At 46.4% G+C, this 14,907-nt stretch carries 12 protein-coding genes; 10 read left to right on the forward strand and 2 right to left on the reverse strand.

Annotated features, from left to right (window positions below; translation table 11 throughout):
* Window positions 1-19 precede the first annotated feature (19 nt).
* The 5 genes from C8U37_RS06115 (at window position 20) to nth (ending at window position 4,506) form a co-directional block, all read left to right on the forward strand.
* A complete protein-coding gene (locus tag C8U37_RS06115; RefSeq protein ID WP_108032381.1) occupies window positions 20-496 on the forward strand; it encodes a cell wall elongation regulator TseB-like domain-containing protein in 477 nt (158 codons plus the stop codon).
* A gap of 15 nt (window positions 497-511) precedes the next feature.
* Window positions 512-1,702, forward strand: a complete 1,191-nt coding sequence (locus C8U37_RS06120) for a pyridoxal phosphate-dependent aminotransferase (RefSeq protein WP_108032382.1) — start codon at window positions 512-514, stop codon at window positions 1,700-1,702.
* 47 nt (window positions 1,703-1,749) lie between these two features.
* Window positions 1,750-3,033 (forward strand): asparagine--tRNA ligase, encoded by a 1,284-nt coding sequence (asnS, locus tag C8U37_RS06125; RefSeq protein ID WP_108032462.1) that lies wholly within the window; start codon window positions 1,750-1,752, stop codon window positions 3,031-3,033.
* Between the two features lie 105 nt (window positions 3,034-3,138).
* A complete protein-coding gene (locus tag C8U37_RS06130) occupies window positions 3,139-3,846 on the forward strand; it encodes a DnaD domain-containing protein (RefSeq protein ID WP_108032383.1) in 708 nt (235 codons plus the stop codon).
* Window positions 3,847-3,858: 12 nt separating this feature from the next.
* The gene (gene nth / locus C8U37_RS06135; RefSeq protein WP_108032384.1) at window positions 3,859-4,506 is read left to right on the forward strand and encodes an endonuclease III; all 648 of its coding nucleotides are present in this window, start codon (window positions 3,859-3,861) and stop codon (window positions 4,504-4,506) included.
* A 73-nt stretch (window positions 4,507-4,579) separates the two neighbouring features.
* Here the strand turns inward: nth and C8U37_RS06140 are convergent, their stop codons facing one another.
* Window positions 4,580-7,144 (reverse strand): PBP1A family penicillin-binding protein, encoded by a 2,565-nt coding sequence (locus tag C8U37_RS06140; protein ID WP_108032385.1) that lies wholly within the window; start codon window positions 7,142-7,144, stop codon window positions 4,580-4,582.
* A gap of 16 nt (window positions 7,145-7,160) precedes the next feature.
* On the reverse strand, window positions 7,161-7,775 hold the full coding sequence (recU, locus tag C8U37_RS06145; protein WP_108032386.1) for a Holliday junction resolvase RecU: 615 nt from the start codon (window positions 7,773-7,775) through the stop codon (window positions 7,161-7,163).
* Between the two features lie 224 nt (window positions 7,776-7,999).
* Between recU and tig the strand changes: the two genes are divergently transcribed.
* From tig to rpoD, 5 genes are all read left to right on the forward strand, one after another.
* Window positions 8,000-9,280 (forward strand): trigger factor, encoded by a 1,281-nt coding sequence (gene tig, locus C8U37_RS06150; RefSeq protein WP_108032387.1) that lies wholly within the window; start codon window positions 8,000-8,002, stop codon window positions 9,278-9,280.
* Window positions 9,281-9,524: 244 nt separating this feature from the next.
* Window positions 9,525-10,778, forward strand: coding sequence for an ATP-dependent Clp protease ATP-binding subunit ClpX (clpX, locus tag C8U37_RS06155; protein WP_108032388.1), 1,254 nt, complete (start codon window positions 9,525-9,527; stop codon window positions 10,776-10,778).
* A gap of 145 nt (window positions 10,779-10,923) precedes the next feature.
* Window positions 10,924-11,532 (forward strand): ribosome biogenesis GTP-binding protein YihA/YsxC, encoded by a 609-nt coding sequence (gene yihA / locus C8U37_RS06160; protein ID WP_086628034.1) that lies wholly within the window; start codon window positions 10,924-10,926, stop codon window positions 11,530-11,532.
* A gap of 236 nt (window positions 11,533-11,768) precedes the next feature.
* Window positions 11,769-13,646 carry a DNA primase gene (gene dnaG / locus C8U37_RS06165; RefSeq protein WP_108032463.1) on the forward strand — a complete coding sequence of 626 codons (1,878 nt, stop codon included), beginning with the start codon at window positions 11,769-11,771 and terminating at the stop codon, window positions 13,644-13,646.
* A 26-nt stretch (window positions 13,647-13,672) separates the two neighbouring features.
* Window positions 13,673-14,806, forward strand: coding sequence for an RNA polymerase sigma factor RpoD (rpoD, locus tag C8U37_RS06170; protein WP_108032389.1), 1,134 nt, complete (start codon window positions 13,673-13,675; stop codon window positions 14,804-14,806).
* The last annotated feature ends 101 nt before the right edge of the window (window positions 14,807-14,907 follow it).

Raw genomic sequence — 14,907 nt, forward strand, 5'->3', positions numbered from 1 at the left:
AGATAAGGAAGTGGAAGATGTGAAGAAGAATGTCATTGTTGGGACGATTGTGCTTCTTTTCCTGATGATCGTCAGCTCCTACACGATATTTTACCGCAGCCAGCAGCCGATACTGCAAGCGGAAAAAGAAGCAACCGCCATTGCGGAAACGAACGCCAATATCCAGAAAGTCCAGGATTTTTATTGGTACAATGGATCGGAGACGTATTTCACACTGGCTGGCATCGATGACAACAACGAAGAATTATATGTCATCATCAAGAAAGACGGCGGTGAAACCACTATCCTGAACACGGCGGAAGTCATCACCGAAAGTGAAGCCAAGTCAATCACTCAGGCGGACAAGAACCCTGAACGGATTCTGGAGGCAAGACTGGGGATAGAGGACGAAGAACCGGTTTGGGAAGTCACCTACAAAAATGCAAATGATACGATTGGTTACTATTTGATATCCGCTATTTCTGGTAAATGGCTCAAAGATATAGAAAACATATAAATTGGAGTGATTGAGATGGTAAAAATTTCTGAAAGAATGAAAAAAATAAGCGAATCCCCGACATTGGCGACGTCAGCTAAAGTCAACGTCATGAAAGCGCAAGGGAAGGATATCCTGAACTTGACCGTAGGGGAACCGGACTTCGATACGCACGTTTCAATTCTGAATGCTGCAGTAGAGGCGATCCAATCAAACAAAGCAAACCATTACACCCCGACTGCCGGTATCCTGCCATTGCGTCAAGCGATTGTGGATTATCATCAGAAGTATGACGGAGTCACTTTCGCCGTTAATCAGGTCATCGTAACTGAAGGTGCCAAAAATGCTTTGTTCGCGCTATTTCAGGTCATTCTTAATCCCGGAGATGAAGTCATCGTCCCTGCGCCTTACTGGGTAAGCTATACGGAACAGATCAAACTGGCTGGCGGCGTCAACGTTCTTGTCGAAACAGCGCCTGAAAAAGACTTTAAATTGACTGTGGAAGACCTGGAAAAATATCGCACCGAAAAAACGGTTGCTTTGCTTTTGAATTCGCCGTCGAACCCTACCGGTATGATCTATACGCCTGAAGAACTGAAAGCGATCGGCGAGTGGGCGGTTGAACACGATGTCTTGATCATCGCCGATGAGATTTACTACCGACTGACTTATAACGGAAATGAAGCCATCTCAATCGCTTCCCTATCAGAAGAAATCAAGAACCAAACGATCATCATCAACGGAATCTCCAAAACCTACGCAATGACAGGCTGGAGAATCGGGTATGCAATCGGAAATGCGGAAATCATCAACAAAATGATCGAACTGTCCAGTCATTCGACAAGCAACCCTGCCGGACCAAGCCAATATGGCGCGCTGGCTGCTTTGACCGGACCGCAAGATTTTGTTGAGGAAATGCGCGCAGCATTCGAGGCGCGACTGAACTTCTTCTATCCGCTGGTTGCGAGCATTCCTGGTTTCAAGGTAACGAAACCGCAAGGAGCCTTTTACCTGTTCCCGAATGTGAAGGAAGCCGCCGAGATGTGCGGTTTTGAAGAAGTGAAAGACTTTACGCTGGCTCTGATCGAAGAGGCAAATGTCGCTTTGGTTTCAGGCGATGGTTTTGGATACCCTGATTACGCCAGAATAAGTTATACTGTCAGAGAAGAGCTACTCGCAGAAGCAGTAGACCGCATCAAAAAATTTATCGAAACCCATAAAAAATAAACTATTTTTTGTGGAAAAAGGGGTAGACTAGATTGACACTTATCACAATGGATCAAGCGAAAGAATATTTAGGGCAAGAGATTTCCATTGGTGCTTGGGTTACCAACAAAAGAAGCAGCGGAAAAATCGCCTTTCTGCAATTACGTGACGGCGCTCATTATTTCCAAGGCATCGTTATGAAAAATGATGTCGGCGAAGAGTTGTTTGACGTCGCAAAATCGCTGACGCAAGAAACTTCTTTGATCGTCAAAGGGATCATCCAAGAAGATACCCGTTCGAAGCTTGGCTACGAATTGCTCGTCACCGGTATCGAAGTGCTGGGAGAGAGCCAAGATTATCCGATTACGCCTAAAGAGCACGGAACAGATTTCCTGATGGATCATCGTCATCTATGGCTGCGTTCATCCAGACAGCACGCCATCATGAAGATCCGGAACGAAATCATCCGCGCTACTTATGAATTCTTCAATCAAGAAGGCTTCATCAAGGTGGATCCGCCGATTCTGACCGGCAGCGCACCTGAAGGGACGACCGAGCTGTTCCATACCAAGTATTTCGATGAGGAAGCATACTTGTCCCAGAGTGGACAGTTGTATATGGAAGCGGCAGCGATGGCCTTCGGAAAAGTATTTTCATTCGGTCCGACATTCCGTGCCGAAAAATCGAAGACGCGCCGCCATCTGATCGAATTTTGGATGATGGAGCCGGAAATGGCTTTCATGCATCAGGACCAAAGTCTGGAAGTTCAGGAAAAATATGTCGCTTATCTGGTCCAATCGGTGCTGGATAATTGTGATATCTACTTGGATACGCTGGAGCGCGACAAGGAATTGCTGAAAAAATACACGCAATTGCCGTACGAGCGCATCAGCTATGATGATGCCGTGGCCTTATTGAACGCAAATGGATTCGATGATATCGTCTGGGGCGATGATTTTGGTTCGCCTCATGAAACCTTTATTGCGAACCAATCGGAAAGACCGGTATTTATCCTCAATTACCCGAAGGCGATCAAGCCTTTCTACATGAAAGAGCATCCCGATCGTCCGGAAGTCGTTCTGTGCGCGGATATGATCGCTCCGGAAGGATACGGAGAAATAATCGGCGGTAGCGAACGTGAAGTGGACTACCAACGCTTAAGCGAACAGATCGAGAAATTCGGGCTGAGCAAGGATGACTATGCATGGTATTTGGATCTGCGCAAATACGGTTCAGTGCCGCATTCCGGATTCGGACTGGGACTTGAAAGAATGGTGACTTGGATCTCCGGAACCGAACACATCCGTGAGTCGATTCCGTTCCCGCGTCTACTGAACAGGATCTACCCTTAACCAGGGCGTTTCACGCATCTGAATTTAATCACAACAGAATGGGAGTGGGGCAAATAGCAGCTATTTGTTCCACTTTCTGTTTTTCTAAAGGAGTTTTTTGATATAATGTCATACAATGAATTAACCAAATGGATCGAATCGGGGCAGACGCTGATCCCTAATTTTTTGCTGCAGAACTACAAAAGGATCGGGCTTGCGGATACGGAATTCATCTTTGTGCTGCAGCTGAAAGCTTACATCGATAAGAACATACCGTTTCCGAATCTGGCACTGATCGCCGAAAATATGGGCATTGCCGAAAGGGATGTCTTTTCCTTGCTGCATAATCTGATGCAGAAGCAAATGATCTTGATGGAGACGAAAAATGATCTGGCCGGCAAAGTGGAGGATTCCTATTCCTTGGATCCGATCTATCAACGGCTTTTCCAATTGATGGAACGTTCCGAGAAAAAACAGCCCATCCAGCAACAGGGTAAGAATATCATGACCATGTTTGAGCAGGAATTCGGGCGGAACTTATCCCCCATCGAGATGCAGACTATTGCGAGCTGGATCGATATGGACCACTATCCGCTCGAATTGATCGAATCAGCTTTGAAAGAAGCGGTGTTGAATCGCGTTTACAGCCTGAAATACATCGACCGCATCCTTTTGGCATGGGAGAAGAAAAACATCAAAAGCGTAAAAGATCTGATCCAGCAGCAATCGACGCGGCCCCAAAGCAATCAGGACAAGTTCGATGAAAAAGCAAGGACGGATGTGCCGATGGAAGTGCCATTGTACAATTGGCTGGACACTGACGCGGACGCATAGGTGAGGTGAAATATGTTATCGAAAAGAAAGACTGTAGAAGCGCTGGATGAGATGGCGGCGCTGTTCCCGAACGCGCAGTGCGAACTGCTGCATCAGAACGTGTTTCAGCTTTTGATTGCGACACTTCTCAGCGCCCAGGCAACAGATGTTTCCGTCAACAAAGTTACGCCTAGCCTGTTCGGCCGATTCCCCACGCCCGAGGCTTTCGTTGCGGCCCCACTCGAGTCGATCATGCAGGAAATCAGGACGATCGGCTTGTACAGAAACAAAGCCGCCAACATCCAAAAATGCTGTAAAATGCTGCTGGAGGACTTCGGCGGCGAAGTGCCGCGCACCTTGGAGGAACTGACCAAGTTGCCCGGAGTAGGGCGCAAAACAGCAAATGTCGTAATGAGTGTCGGTTTCCATATCCCGGCGATCGCGGTGGATACCCATGTGGAACGGATATCCAAACGACTGCGCATCGCTCCCCAGAAAGCATCGGTTCTGGAAGTGGAAGAGTTGCTGATGAAAAAAATTCCGAAGGAGCGATGGTCCGATGCGCATCACCAGATGATTTTTTTCGGCAGGTATCATTGCACAGCCAGAAATCCCAAGTGCGACGTTTGCCCGTTGCTTTCGATGTGCCAGGAAGGGCAGAAGCGTTTGGGTTTGAAATGAAACGGACAAGCGCAGCTTGCAGCATCAATAAAAAAAACAGCCAGCTCCCGATTTAAAGGAACTGGCTGTTTTTTTATGGATTCTGAGTTGCTTCTTCATCATCCTTTGCAACGGAGGATGCTTGGTCGCTTTCCGCTGAAGAGCTGGATGATGATGAAGAAGAGGAGTCGCTTGCTTCGTCGTCTTTGGAATCCTCTTCGGACGATTCTTGCGCCGGATCGGCAATGGTCAATTGGATGGTTGAAGCAGGTGATGTGCTTGAGCCAATTTTGACGAGCAACGAAATCGTGATTGTGCCTTTATCAGGATTGTCAATGACGACTTTGGTATCTGTTGTCGTTTCGGATGCGCCGCCTGCTGTCACTGTGTATTGCGCTTGTGCGTTGGAGTCGGTGCCGCTGGCTGAATATTTATCCCATTCGACGGTCAATTCGTCCTTATCGGTATTGTAGCTGGCCTTCAAACCGGAAGGAGCCAACAGCGTCACACCGTATTTCTTGGAAGTGGAAGTAGGTTCCGTGCCTTTTACGAAAAGTTCAGTGGCAATCAGGCTGCTCGGCGTATTCGGGCCGGGCTTCAAAATTGGGTCTGTGTACTTTTCGATCGAGACTTTGCTTACCGATGCAGGAAGCGTCCAATCGGCGTAATCGGTATCCTCGGAGACGTAGGACATCAATTCACGGTAAATATCGCGCGTCAGACTTTGTGTCTGGTAGTCCAAAAAGTTTCCATATTCTTTGGAATTGTCATAACCGACCCATACTGAGATGGAATAGCTGGTTGAATAACCGGCGAACCAGGCATCCGGAGCGGCATAAGGCACGTTTGTACCGCCGACTGCTGCCAATTCGTCATCCGTGTAGTTGGTTGTCCCGGTTTTGCCGGCCTGCGGCAATCCGGAAATCTGGGCGTTTGTTGCCGTTCCTTCGGTGATGACGTCCTTCAGCATGTCGGTGATCATGTAGGCGGTGGATTCCTTCATCGCCTCGGTTCCGTTCGCTTCGAAAGTGAATTCTTCACCTTCCGCAGTAGTCACGGATCGGACCGTGTAGGGCTCGTAATAAGTGCCTCCGTTTGCGAAGGCCGCGTAAGCTGCGGAAAGCTCAATCGGTGTCACTTCGCCGCCGATGGCATTGGATTCAACCAAATATTCCTGACCATCATTCGTGATCGTGATGCCCAATTTTTGCAGGAAGGAAAAGGCGTTATCCGCGCCGACATCCTGAAAAGTCTTCAAAGCCGGAATGTTGCGCGAATCGACCAATGCTTCGCGGATGGTCTGATCGCCTTTATACTTGTTGTCGTAGTTGTTGATTTCACTGCCGTCGGAGTAACTGTATTCCTCGTCGACGACCAACGTGCCGGTCGAGTAATCCAAATATTCGATTGCCGGTCCGTAGACCGCCAATGGTTTCATCGTCGAACCGATGCTGCGCTCAAGTGTAGAGGCGCGATTGAGCCCAAGCTGGACATTTTGGTTGCGCCCACCGATGACTGCCTGGATGGCGCCGGTGTTGACATCGACCATGGAAACACCAGTCTGCAGCAGGTCGTCAGGGAATTCGATATAGTCGTAAGTATTCACGATATCGTACAGATGCTGCTGCGCATCCATATCGATGTTGGTCGTGATCGTCAGTCCGCCTTCGTAGACGTCCAAGCCGGTTTTCTCCGTGACTTCATCGATTACGAGTTGGATGTAAGGGTCAATCACCAAGGACGTGTTGACATCGCCAGAGTGATCGAGGATGCTGCCTTGTATTTGAACCATTTTTGCCTCAGCACTTTCTTCGGCTGTGATTTTTTCGTTCTCGACCATCATGTCCAGAACAAGGTCGCGTCTGGCCTGAGTGTCCACCGCGTTAGTGATTGGGTCATACAAGGAAGGGGCTTGCGGCATGCCCGCTAAAGTGGCTGCTTCAGCGAGTGTCACATCGGTGATGGATTTGCCGTAAAAGTATTCAGCAGCCGTTCCCATACCGTAGACATTGTTGGACATGTAGACTTTGTTGATGTAGAATGCCAAAATCTCATCTTTGGTATATTCGCGTTCCAGTTTCATGGACATCCAGGCTTCCTGAGCTTTTCGTTCCAAGGTCTGGTCTTCGGAACTGGTTGAAAAATAGGATAATTTAATCAATTGCTGGGTGATGGTGCTTCCGCCTTGCGAGATGCCGCCTTGCTGGAGGTTCGCGAACAGGGCGCCGATGATCCGGATCGGATCGACGCCGTTATGATCGTAGAAACGTTGATCCTCTATCGATACGATGGCGTCCTTCAAGACTTGCGGGATTTCTTCAGGGGTGACCAATGTCCGGTTCTGATCGTTTCCGCCGATTTCCTTGATTTCGTTTCCGTCGGCATCCAAAATGGTCGATGCCACCGTTCCGATCAACTTCTCTTCGGTCAGTTCGGGAGCGGAGGAAACATAGTAGAAGAAGAGTCCTGCTCCGGAAGCGAGTCCGATCATCCCCAAGGCCAAAACACCGAAGAACATTTTCTTCCAGAGCGGCATCCCGGTTTTCTTCGTCTTCGCTTTCGTTTTCGCCTTCACGGCCGTTTTGCGGGGGCCTTGCGTTGTTCCGTTCTTCTTCCTGTTGTTTGCGCGTGATCGTGTATTATTGCCTTCATTCGGCATGTGGTTCACCTCTTAATTATTTGATTGTGCGTTCAAGCATTTTATCCACTGCATCCAGATAATCCAGTCGGGGATTGAATCCGTATGCCACTTCGATCCCGTTGTTCTCAATAAAAGCCAACGGAATCGATTTACGGCCATTATTCAATGTATTCTCCCAAAAGTCAATCAGATAGGAACTGTTCAATAAGAAAACGCGGTTAAAGCAGGAAAACCGGATCAGTACGAACGTGATTCCTTGCTGTTGGATACACCTTTTCATGTGGACAATCTGGTGCTCGTGGAAGTTACTCAAAGGTATGGCTGTCTTATTTTTTGTTTCTTTGGCCTCAAAGTCCAGATATAGACCATTGTAGACGCCGTTGTAATCGGTAGTGGAGGACTGCCGATAATAGGCTTCTTTTATGACGGCTGCGCTTCTTTTGGGGTAATCCACTTTGACGACTTGGATAGGCGTCGGCTTTTTATGGATGACGGCTTTCCCTGATGAAAGGTAATGCTCATTGCTGCTGTTGATCTCTTCTTCAAGCGTCATTCCCCGGTTGCTGTATACGAAGTCTTTCCTCTTTGCAGTTTTCGGCAGATGCGACTCGGCATGGAACTTTTTGCCGTTCGGATAATTTACGGCCACTGACGATCACCCCCATTGAATGATTATACCAAAAACATATGCTGAAAGAAATCTAAGAAAGCATTAAAATCAAAGGTCAAAGCGTTGATAGCGGGCACATTTTTTGCACGAATACGGAATAATTAAGCACTTTTTGTTTACAACACCGCTTTTCTAGTGTAGTATTGGAGAGTGTGCAATATCAAATTAATTGCAATAAAATCAAGATTTTTGGAGGAAAGTAAATGACTGCAAACTGGGAAAAAACAGGCACTAACGATGGTGTCTTAACATTTGAAATTTCAGAAGAAATCATCAAACAAGAAATGGATAAGGTCTTCAACAAAGTGAAAAAGAACGTTTCCGTTCCTGGATTCCGTAAAGGTAAAGTTCCTCGTCACGTATTCAACAATATTTATGGTGAAGAGTCTTTATTCGAAGATGCATTGAATGGCGCTTTGCCTGATGCTTATTCACAAGCTATCGAAGAAGCTGGATTGGATCCTGTTTCTCAACCAAAAATTGACATCAAGAGCATGGAAAAAGGCCAACCTTGGGTCATCGCTGCTGAAGTTACAGTGAAACCTGAAGTGAAGCTTGGAGAATACAAAAATCTTAAAGTTGAAAAACAAGACCGCATCGTTACCGATGAGGATGTAGAAAACAACTTGAAAGAAAAACAAGAGCGTCAAGCTGAATTAGTCCTTAAAGAAGAAGGCGCAGAACTTGGCGACACAGCTGTAATCGACTACGAAGGATTCGTTGACGGTGTGGCTTTTGAAGGCGGCAAAGATCAAAACCATTCTTTAGAGTTGGGATCTAATCAATTCATCCCAGGTTTCGAAGAACAATTGGTCGGCGTTAAAGCTGGAGAAGAAAAAGACGTTGTCGTTACTTTCCCTGAAGATTATCAAGCTGAAGATCTTAAAGGAAAAGAAGCTACGTTTAAAGTAATCGTACACGAAATCAAAACAAAACAATTACCTGCTTTGGATGACGAATTCGCAAAAGATGTCGATGAAGAAGTCGCATCATTGGACGAATTGAAAGCTAAAATTCGCAAGGAATTGGAAGAAAGCAAAACGGCTGCAGCTGATGAAGCTGTTCAGGATCTAGCTTTGAGACAAGCAGTGGCAAATGCTGAAATCGTTGAATTGCCGCACGTAATGGTTCACGATGAAGTGCACCGTCAAATGGATCTTTTCCTGAATGATATGCAACGTCAAGGAATCTCTCCTGAATTGTACTACCAAATCACAGGTACTACTGAAAAAGACTTGCACGTCCAAATGGAATCTGATGCTGATGAACGCACGAAAACATCCCTAGTATTGGAGCAAATCATCAAAGATGAAAACATCGTCGTTTCTGAAGAAGAAGTCGCTGCAGAAATCGAAGAATTAGCAAAACAATACAACATGGATGCAGATCGTGTCCGTGGATTGGTCAGCCCTGATATGTTGACTAACGACATCCAAATGAAGAAAGCGATGAGCATCATCACTGATTCAGCAATCGAAGGATAAGAAAAGTTGAAACAGAATAAAGAGATCGGGGCATTGTCTTCCATAGTCAGTGTCCCATCTGTTTATATTCAGGGATATATTCGGGCTGTAACCCCACAAGGTAAACGAATCATATTCTTTTTCAATTTTTCCTTTCTGTGTTAAGATGTAAACCGTTCGAAAGCGGTCAGGATCAACGCGCCACAACAATTGGCGGATCCTGGTAAGTTCTGCTGGATCGGAAAGTAAGTATATAGGGAGGAGAATGATTGTGTTCCATGATGAAAGTGTCGGGACAATACATTGTTCATTCTGCGGAAAATCTCAGGACCAAGTGAAAAAGATCATTGCGGGGCCGGATGTATATATTTGTAATGAGTGTGTAGATTTATGCAAAGAGATCATCGAAGAAGAGATCTATGCACCAAGCGAAGCGGTATTCACCGAGGTGCCAAAACCACAGGAAATCCAAAAGATTTTGGGCGAATATGTGATTGGTCAAGAAAAAGCCAAACGGACGCTGTCTGTAGCGGTCTATAACCACTACAAGCGTATCGGCCAAATGAGCATGATGTCAGAAGACGATAATGTAGAGTTACAAAAAAGTAATATTTGTTTGATAGGCCCGACAGGTTCGGGTAAAACGTTCCTTGGCCAAACATTGGCGCGTATCCTGGATGTCCCATTTGCGATTGCAGATGCGACAAGTTTGACGGAGGCCGGCTATGTTGGGGAAGATGTTGAAAATATCCTCTTGAAGTTGCTTCAGGCTGCCGAATTTGATGTCGAACGGGCTGAACGGGGAATCATCTACATCGACGAGATCGATAAAATCGCCCGTAAAGGTGAAAATGTATCGATCACAAGAGACGTAAGTGGCGAAGGGGTTCAACAAGCGCTGCTTAAAATTTTGGAAGGCACTGTTGCGAACGTTCCACCGCAAGGGGGCAGAAAACACCCGCAGCAAGAGTTCATCCAAATCGACACGACGAACATCCTGTTCATCGTTGGGGGTGCCTTTGACGGCATCGAAACGATCGTGAAAGAGCGTCTTGGCGAGAAAGTCATCGGGTTCGGCTCGCCTCAAGCCAAACATTTGGAAGACAAGAGCATCATGCAGCAAATCATACCGGAGGATTTATTGAAATTCGGTTTGATTCCTGAATTCATCGGTCGTTTACCGATAATGGCTGCGTTGGAAAAGTTGACAGAAGACGATTTGGTTCATATTCTGACACAACCAAAAAATGCCTTGGTGAAACAATACAAAAAATTACTTGAGTTGGATGGCGTCGAATTGGTATTCGAAGATGACGCATTGCGCTCCATCGCCAAAAAGGCACTGGAAAGAAACACTGGTGCCCGTGGATTGCGCTCCATCATCGAAAACATCATGCTGGACATCATGTTTGATATCCCTAGCAGAGATGATGTCGTGAAGTGCGTCATAACGGATAACATAGTGAATGGCATCGGTGCGCCGATGCTGTTCGATGAAGACGGCAAACAGATCAACTAAACATGAGCTTGCGTTTGAAGTCCGGCGAATCAGACAATTTCCAATCTGATTTCCGGATTTTTTCGCATAATCATGGCAGTCGGTTGCAAAAATAGTTTTAAGCGTCGTTTCAATTGCAGACGGCTTTGAAAAGGAGTGAAAATAAATGCACGTAAAAGATGCGGAAATCGTAATGAGCGCGGTCGATCCCAAACAATATCCAACCACTGGCTTTGCTGAAATCGCCTTGGCGGGACGGTCCAACGTGGGCAAGTCATCGTTCATCAATAAACTGATCAATCGCAAAGCGTTAGCACGGACATCAAGCAAACCGGGGAAGACCCAGACTTTGAACTTCTACTTGATCAATAATTCATTTTATTTTGTGGATGTTCCGGGTTACGGCTATGCGAAAGTTTCGAAAACAGAACGGGCGAAATGGGGCCAAATGTTGGAGACGTACTTCACACAAAGGGATACGTTGCGACATGTCTTTTTGATTGTCGATTTTCGTCACGAGCCTACCGAAGACGATATTCAAATGAAGGATTTCATCGAATATTATAATCTTCCTTATTCGGTCATCGCCACCAAATGCGATAAAATACCGCGGGGGAAATGGAATCAACATTTCTACCGCATCAAGAAAGCTTTGAATCTTCCCAGTGATGAGTCCTTGATCATGTTCTCAAAGGAGACGGGTGAGGGTTTTGAAAAAGCCTGGACCTTTATTGAGGGAATATTGGCTGAGTATGATGAAGCGGCACAGGAATAGAGAAAACCAAGAGAAAAACAATGGGCAACATCCTACTATTGGATGTTGCCCATTGTTTGTTCATTCGTTATGATGGGTTAGACAAGGTGCTTGTCATCGGACTCAGCTCGCAGCTGGCCGCTGCAGTGACCAACCGAGAAAATATTTGCATGTGTTGCGCAGATGTGGTAAAATCTAATTTGCATCTTTATGCGCGTTTTTATAAAATGAAGATATTTCTTCAAGGTGGGAGACATTTGGCAGAACGTATTTCAGAAGAAAAATTAGCGCAGATCAGAACCGAAACTAATATTGTTGATGTCGTCAGCCAATATGTACAACTAAAAAAAAGAGGCAAGAATCATTTTGGGTTTTGCCCGTTCCATGACGAGAAGACCCCCTCATTTTCTGTAGCGGAAGAAAAACAGATTTTCCACTGTTTCAGCTGCGGAAGAGGAGGGAATGTTTTTACTTTTTTGATGGATGTCGAGGGTATTTCATTCGTTGAAGCAGTCATTAAGACAGCCGAATTAAGCAACATTGAGTTGGATTTCTCGTACGAAAATCATGCGCAGGATAATCCGCTGCAGTCAAAGAAAGAAAAACTGATCCAAATCCATGAGGAAGCGGCGGCTTTTTACCATCAGGTCCTCATGAATACCGTTACGGGGCAAGCTGCGCTGGATTACATGATCCAACGCGGCTTCACGCCGGAGACACTGAAAGAATATCAAATAGGTTTTTCGCCATCCAATCGGACGGCGCTCTTTCAAATGCTGAAAGCGAAGGCTTTCGATGAAAGTCTCCTTCAGGAAAGTGGTATTTTCACGGATAGGCAAGGTCAAAACGAACTTTTCGATCGGTTCTCAGCTCGGATCATTTTCCCGTTGCGGAACGCGAAAGGAAAGACTGTCGCTTTTTCAGGCAGAATTCTGCAGGCTACCCCTGTGGATGACACAGGTTACCATGAAGCAAAATACCTTAACAGCCCCGAAACACTGTTGTTCAATAAACGGGATTTCCTTTTCAACTTCGACAAAGCCCGCAGTGAAATCCGGAGACATTCAGAAGTGATCCTTTTCGAAGGGTACATGGATGTCATATCCGCTTGGCAAGCGGGTGTTAAGAATGGCGTCGCCTCGATGGGAACCAGCCTGACGGATGAACAGAACCGGATATTGACGAAGACGGCCGATAAAATAGTCATTGCCTATGATGGCGATCGTCCCGGTGTCGAAGCGACCAAGCGCGCCATAGAAATATTGGAACGCAACAAGCACTTCGATATCTCGATTTTTCCGCTGGAAGCAGGCATGGATCCGGATGAATACATCCAACAGAAAGGTCCGGAGGCATTCGTCAAGGCACTGAAAAACAGCCGGGAAACAGTCATTCAGTTCTATTCACGCTACCTCAAGATGAATCTGAACCTGGATTCCGAAAAAAATCGCATCACTTATATCGAAACCATGCTTAAGGCTTTGGCTCCCTTGGATTCATTGATCGAAAGAGAGCTTTACATGAAGGACATCGCGGATGAATTCAGTATTCCGGTGGATATCCTGCAGAAGCAATTGAAGGGGTACCAACAAGAAGTGCTTCAGCAGCGGCCTGAACGCGAGCCGGTCAGGCGAACCGCGCCGCATGATGCCGCCCCTCATGCAATGTATCCAAGCACGAGCAAACGCAAGGTGACCCAGGCAGAGCAAAGTGAAAAGCAACTGCTTTACCGACTGTTTCATTTCGAGGAAGTCTGGTCGTATCTGAATGAGATTGACGCAGATTTCAATTTCATCCACGATGATTATCAGACAATCTACATTTTGTATGAAGAGTTTTTCAGGCAGACTGGGTTGGTCGGGAATATCGACCAATTTTTGGACCGCATCAACAATCAAGCTCTCCAAAATGTGATTACGGAGATTGAATGGTTCCAATTGGATTCGGAAGTCACCTATCAGGAAATTCAGGATCTCGTCCATATCATCCGGGACAAGTCGTCCCTTCAGGACCAACTGACCAAGAAACAGGCAGAAATGAAGGAAGCCCGAAAGAAAAATGACAATGAGCGTCTGAAGACAATCATGTTGGAAATCGTTTCCCTCTCAAAAGAATTAAAAGCAACAAAGAAATAGCCCGCATCGAATGGAGGAATCATTTTATGGCAATCGAAAAAAATGATCAAGGTTTCACGTTAGAACAGGTAACCAAAAAGCTGATCGCAGAACACAAATTATTGGGGTCCGTCTTCTATGACGAATTGGCCGATAAGATAGCTACACCTTTCCAATTGGACGCGGATGCAATGGATAAGCTGATACAAAAAATGGAAGACGGCGGTGTCAGTGTCGTAGACGCAGACGGCGGTCCGACTGCCCGTCAACTTGCCAAAGAAACAGTGAAGCCTGAAAAACCAGCAGCCAAAAAGGTTGAAGAAGAAGACCCGATGGCTGTGCCTCCCGGAGTGAAAATCAATGACCCGGTCCGCATGTACCTGAAGGAAATCGGCCGTGTGCCTTTGCTGAACGCAGAGGAAGAAGTCAATTTGGCTCTCCGCATCAAAGAAGGCGATCAGGAAGCGAAACAACAATTGGCTGAAGCCAACTTGCGTCTGGTCGTTTCCATCGCAAAACGTTATGTGGGCCGAGGCATGCAATTCTTGGATCTGATCCAGGAAGGGAACATGGGTCTGATGAAAGCTGTCGAAAAATTTGACCACACCAAAGGGTTCAAATTCTCTACCTACGCAACTTGGTGGATCCGTCAAGCCATCACCCGTGCCATCGCCGACCAAGCCAGAACAATCCGTATCCCTGTGCATATGGTTGAAACAATCAATAAATTGGTCCGTATCCAACGGCAATTGCTGCAGGATCTGGGACGCGAACCGACACCGGAAGAAATCGGTGCCGAAATGGACCTTCCGACTGAAAAAGTCAGAGAAATCCTGAAAATCGCCCAAGAGCCCGTTTCCTTGGAAACGCCTATCGGAGAAGAAGATGATTCCCATTTAGGCGATTTCATCGAAGATCAGGAAGTCCTGAGCCCGGCTGACCATACTGCCCAAACGCTTCTGAAGGAACAACTTGAGGAAGTTTTGGACACTTTGACCGACCGTGAGGAAAACGTCTTGCGTCTGCGCTTCGGACTTGATGACGGGAATGTGCGGACTTTGGAGCAAGTGGGTAAAGTATTCGGCGTCACCCGCGAGCGGATCCGTCAAATCGAAGCGAAAGCTTTGCGCAAACTGCGCCACCCAAGCCGCTCGAAACAATTAAAAGATTTTCTTGAGTAATAGCACCCTAACCCGAGGTATTGCACTCGGGTTTTTCTTATGCCATTTTTCGGAACGATGTTAGGATTAATGGGATATATGAAATGGAACTATGCTAAAAT

This window comes from Trichococcus patagoniensis, assembly GCF_003051085.1.
GTDB classification, from domain to species: domain Bacteria; phylum Bacillota; class Bacilli; order Lactobacillales; family Aerococcaceae; genus Trichococcus; species Trichococcus patagoniensis.

Excerpts from the sequence above, each read along its gene's own strand:
- C8U37_RS06120 (WP_108032382.1), top strand. The coding sequence starts at position 512 with ATGGTAAAAATTTCTGAAAGAATGAAAAAAATAAGCGAATCCCCGACA.
- asnS (WP_108032462.1), top strand. The coding sequence starts at position 1,750 with ATGGATCAAGCGAAAGAATATTTAGGGCAAGAGATTTCCATTGGTGCT.
- C8U37_RS06130 (WP_108032383.1), top strand. The coding sequence starts at position 3,139 with ATGTCATACAATGAATTAACCAAATGGATCGAATCGGGGCAGACGCTG.
- nth (WP_108032384.1), top strand. The coding sequence starts at position 3,859 with ATGTTATCGAAAAGAAAGACTGTAGAAGCGCTGGATGAGATGGCGGCG.
- C8U37_RS06140 (WP_108032385.1), bottom strand. The coding sequence starts at position 7,144 with ATGCCGAATGAAGGCAATAATACACGATCACGCGCAAACAACAGGAAG.
- tig (WP_108032387.1), top strand. The coding sequence starts at position 8,000 with ATGACTGCAAACTGGGAAAAAACAGGCACTAACGATGGTGTCTTAACA.
- clpX (WP_108032388.1), top strand. The coding sequence starts at position 9,525 with ATGATTGTGTTCCATGATGAAAGTGTCGGGACAATACATTGTTCATTC.
- yihA (WP_086628034.1), top strand. The coding sequence starts at position 10,924 with ATGCACGTAAAAGATGCGGAAATCGTAATGAGCGCGGTCGATCCCAAA.
- rpoD (WP_108032389.1), top strand. The coding sequence starts at position 13,673 with ATGGCAATCGAAAAAAATGATCAAGGTTTCACGTTAGAACAGGTAACC.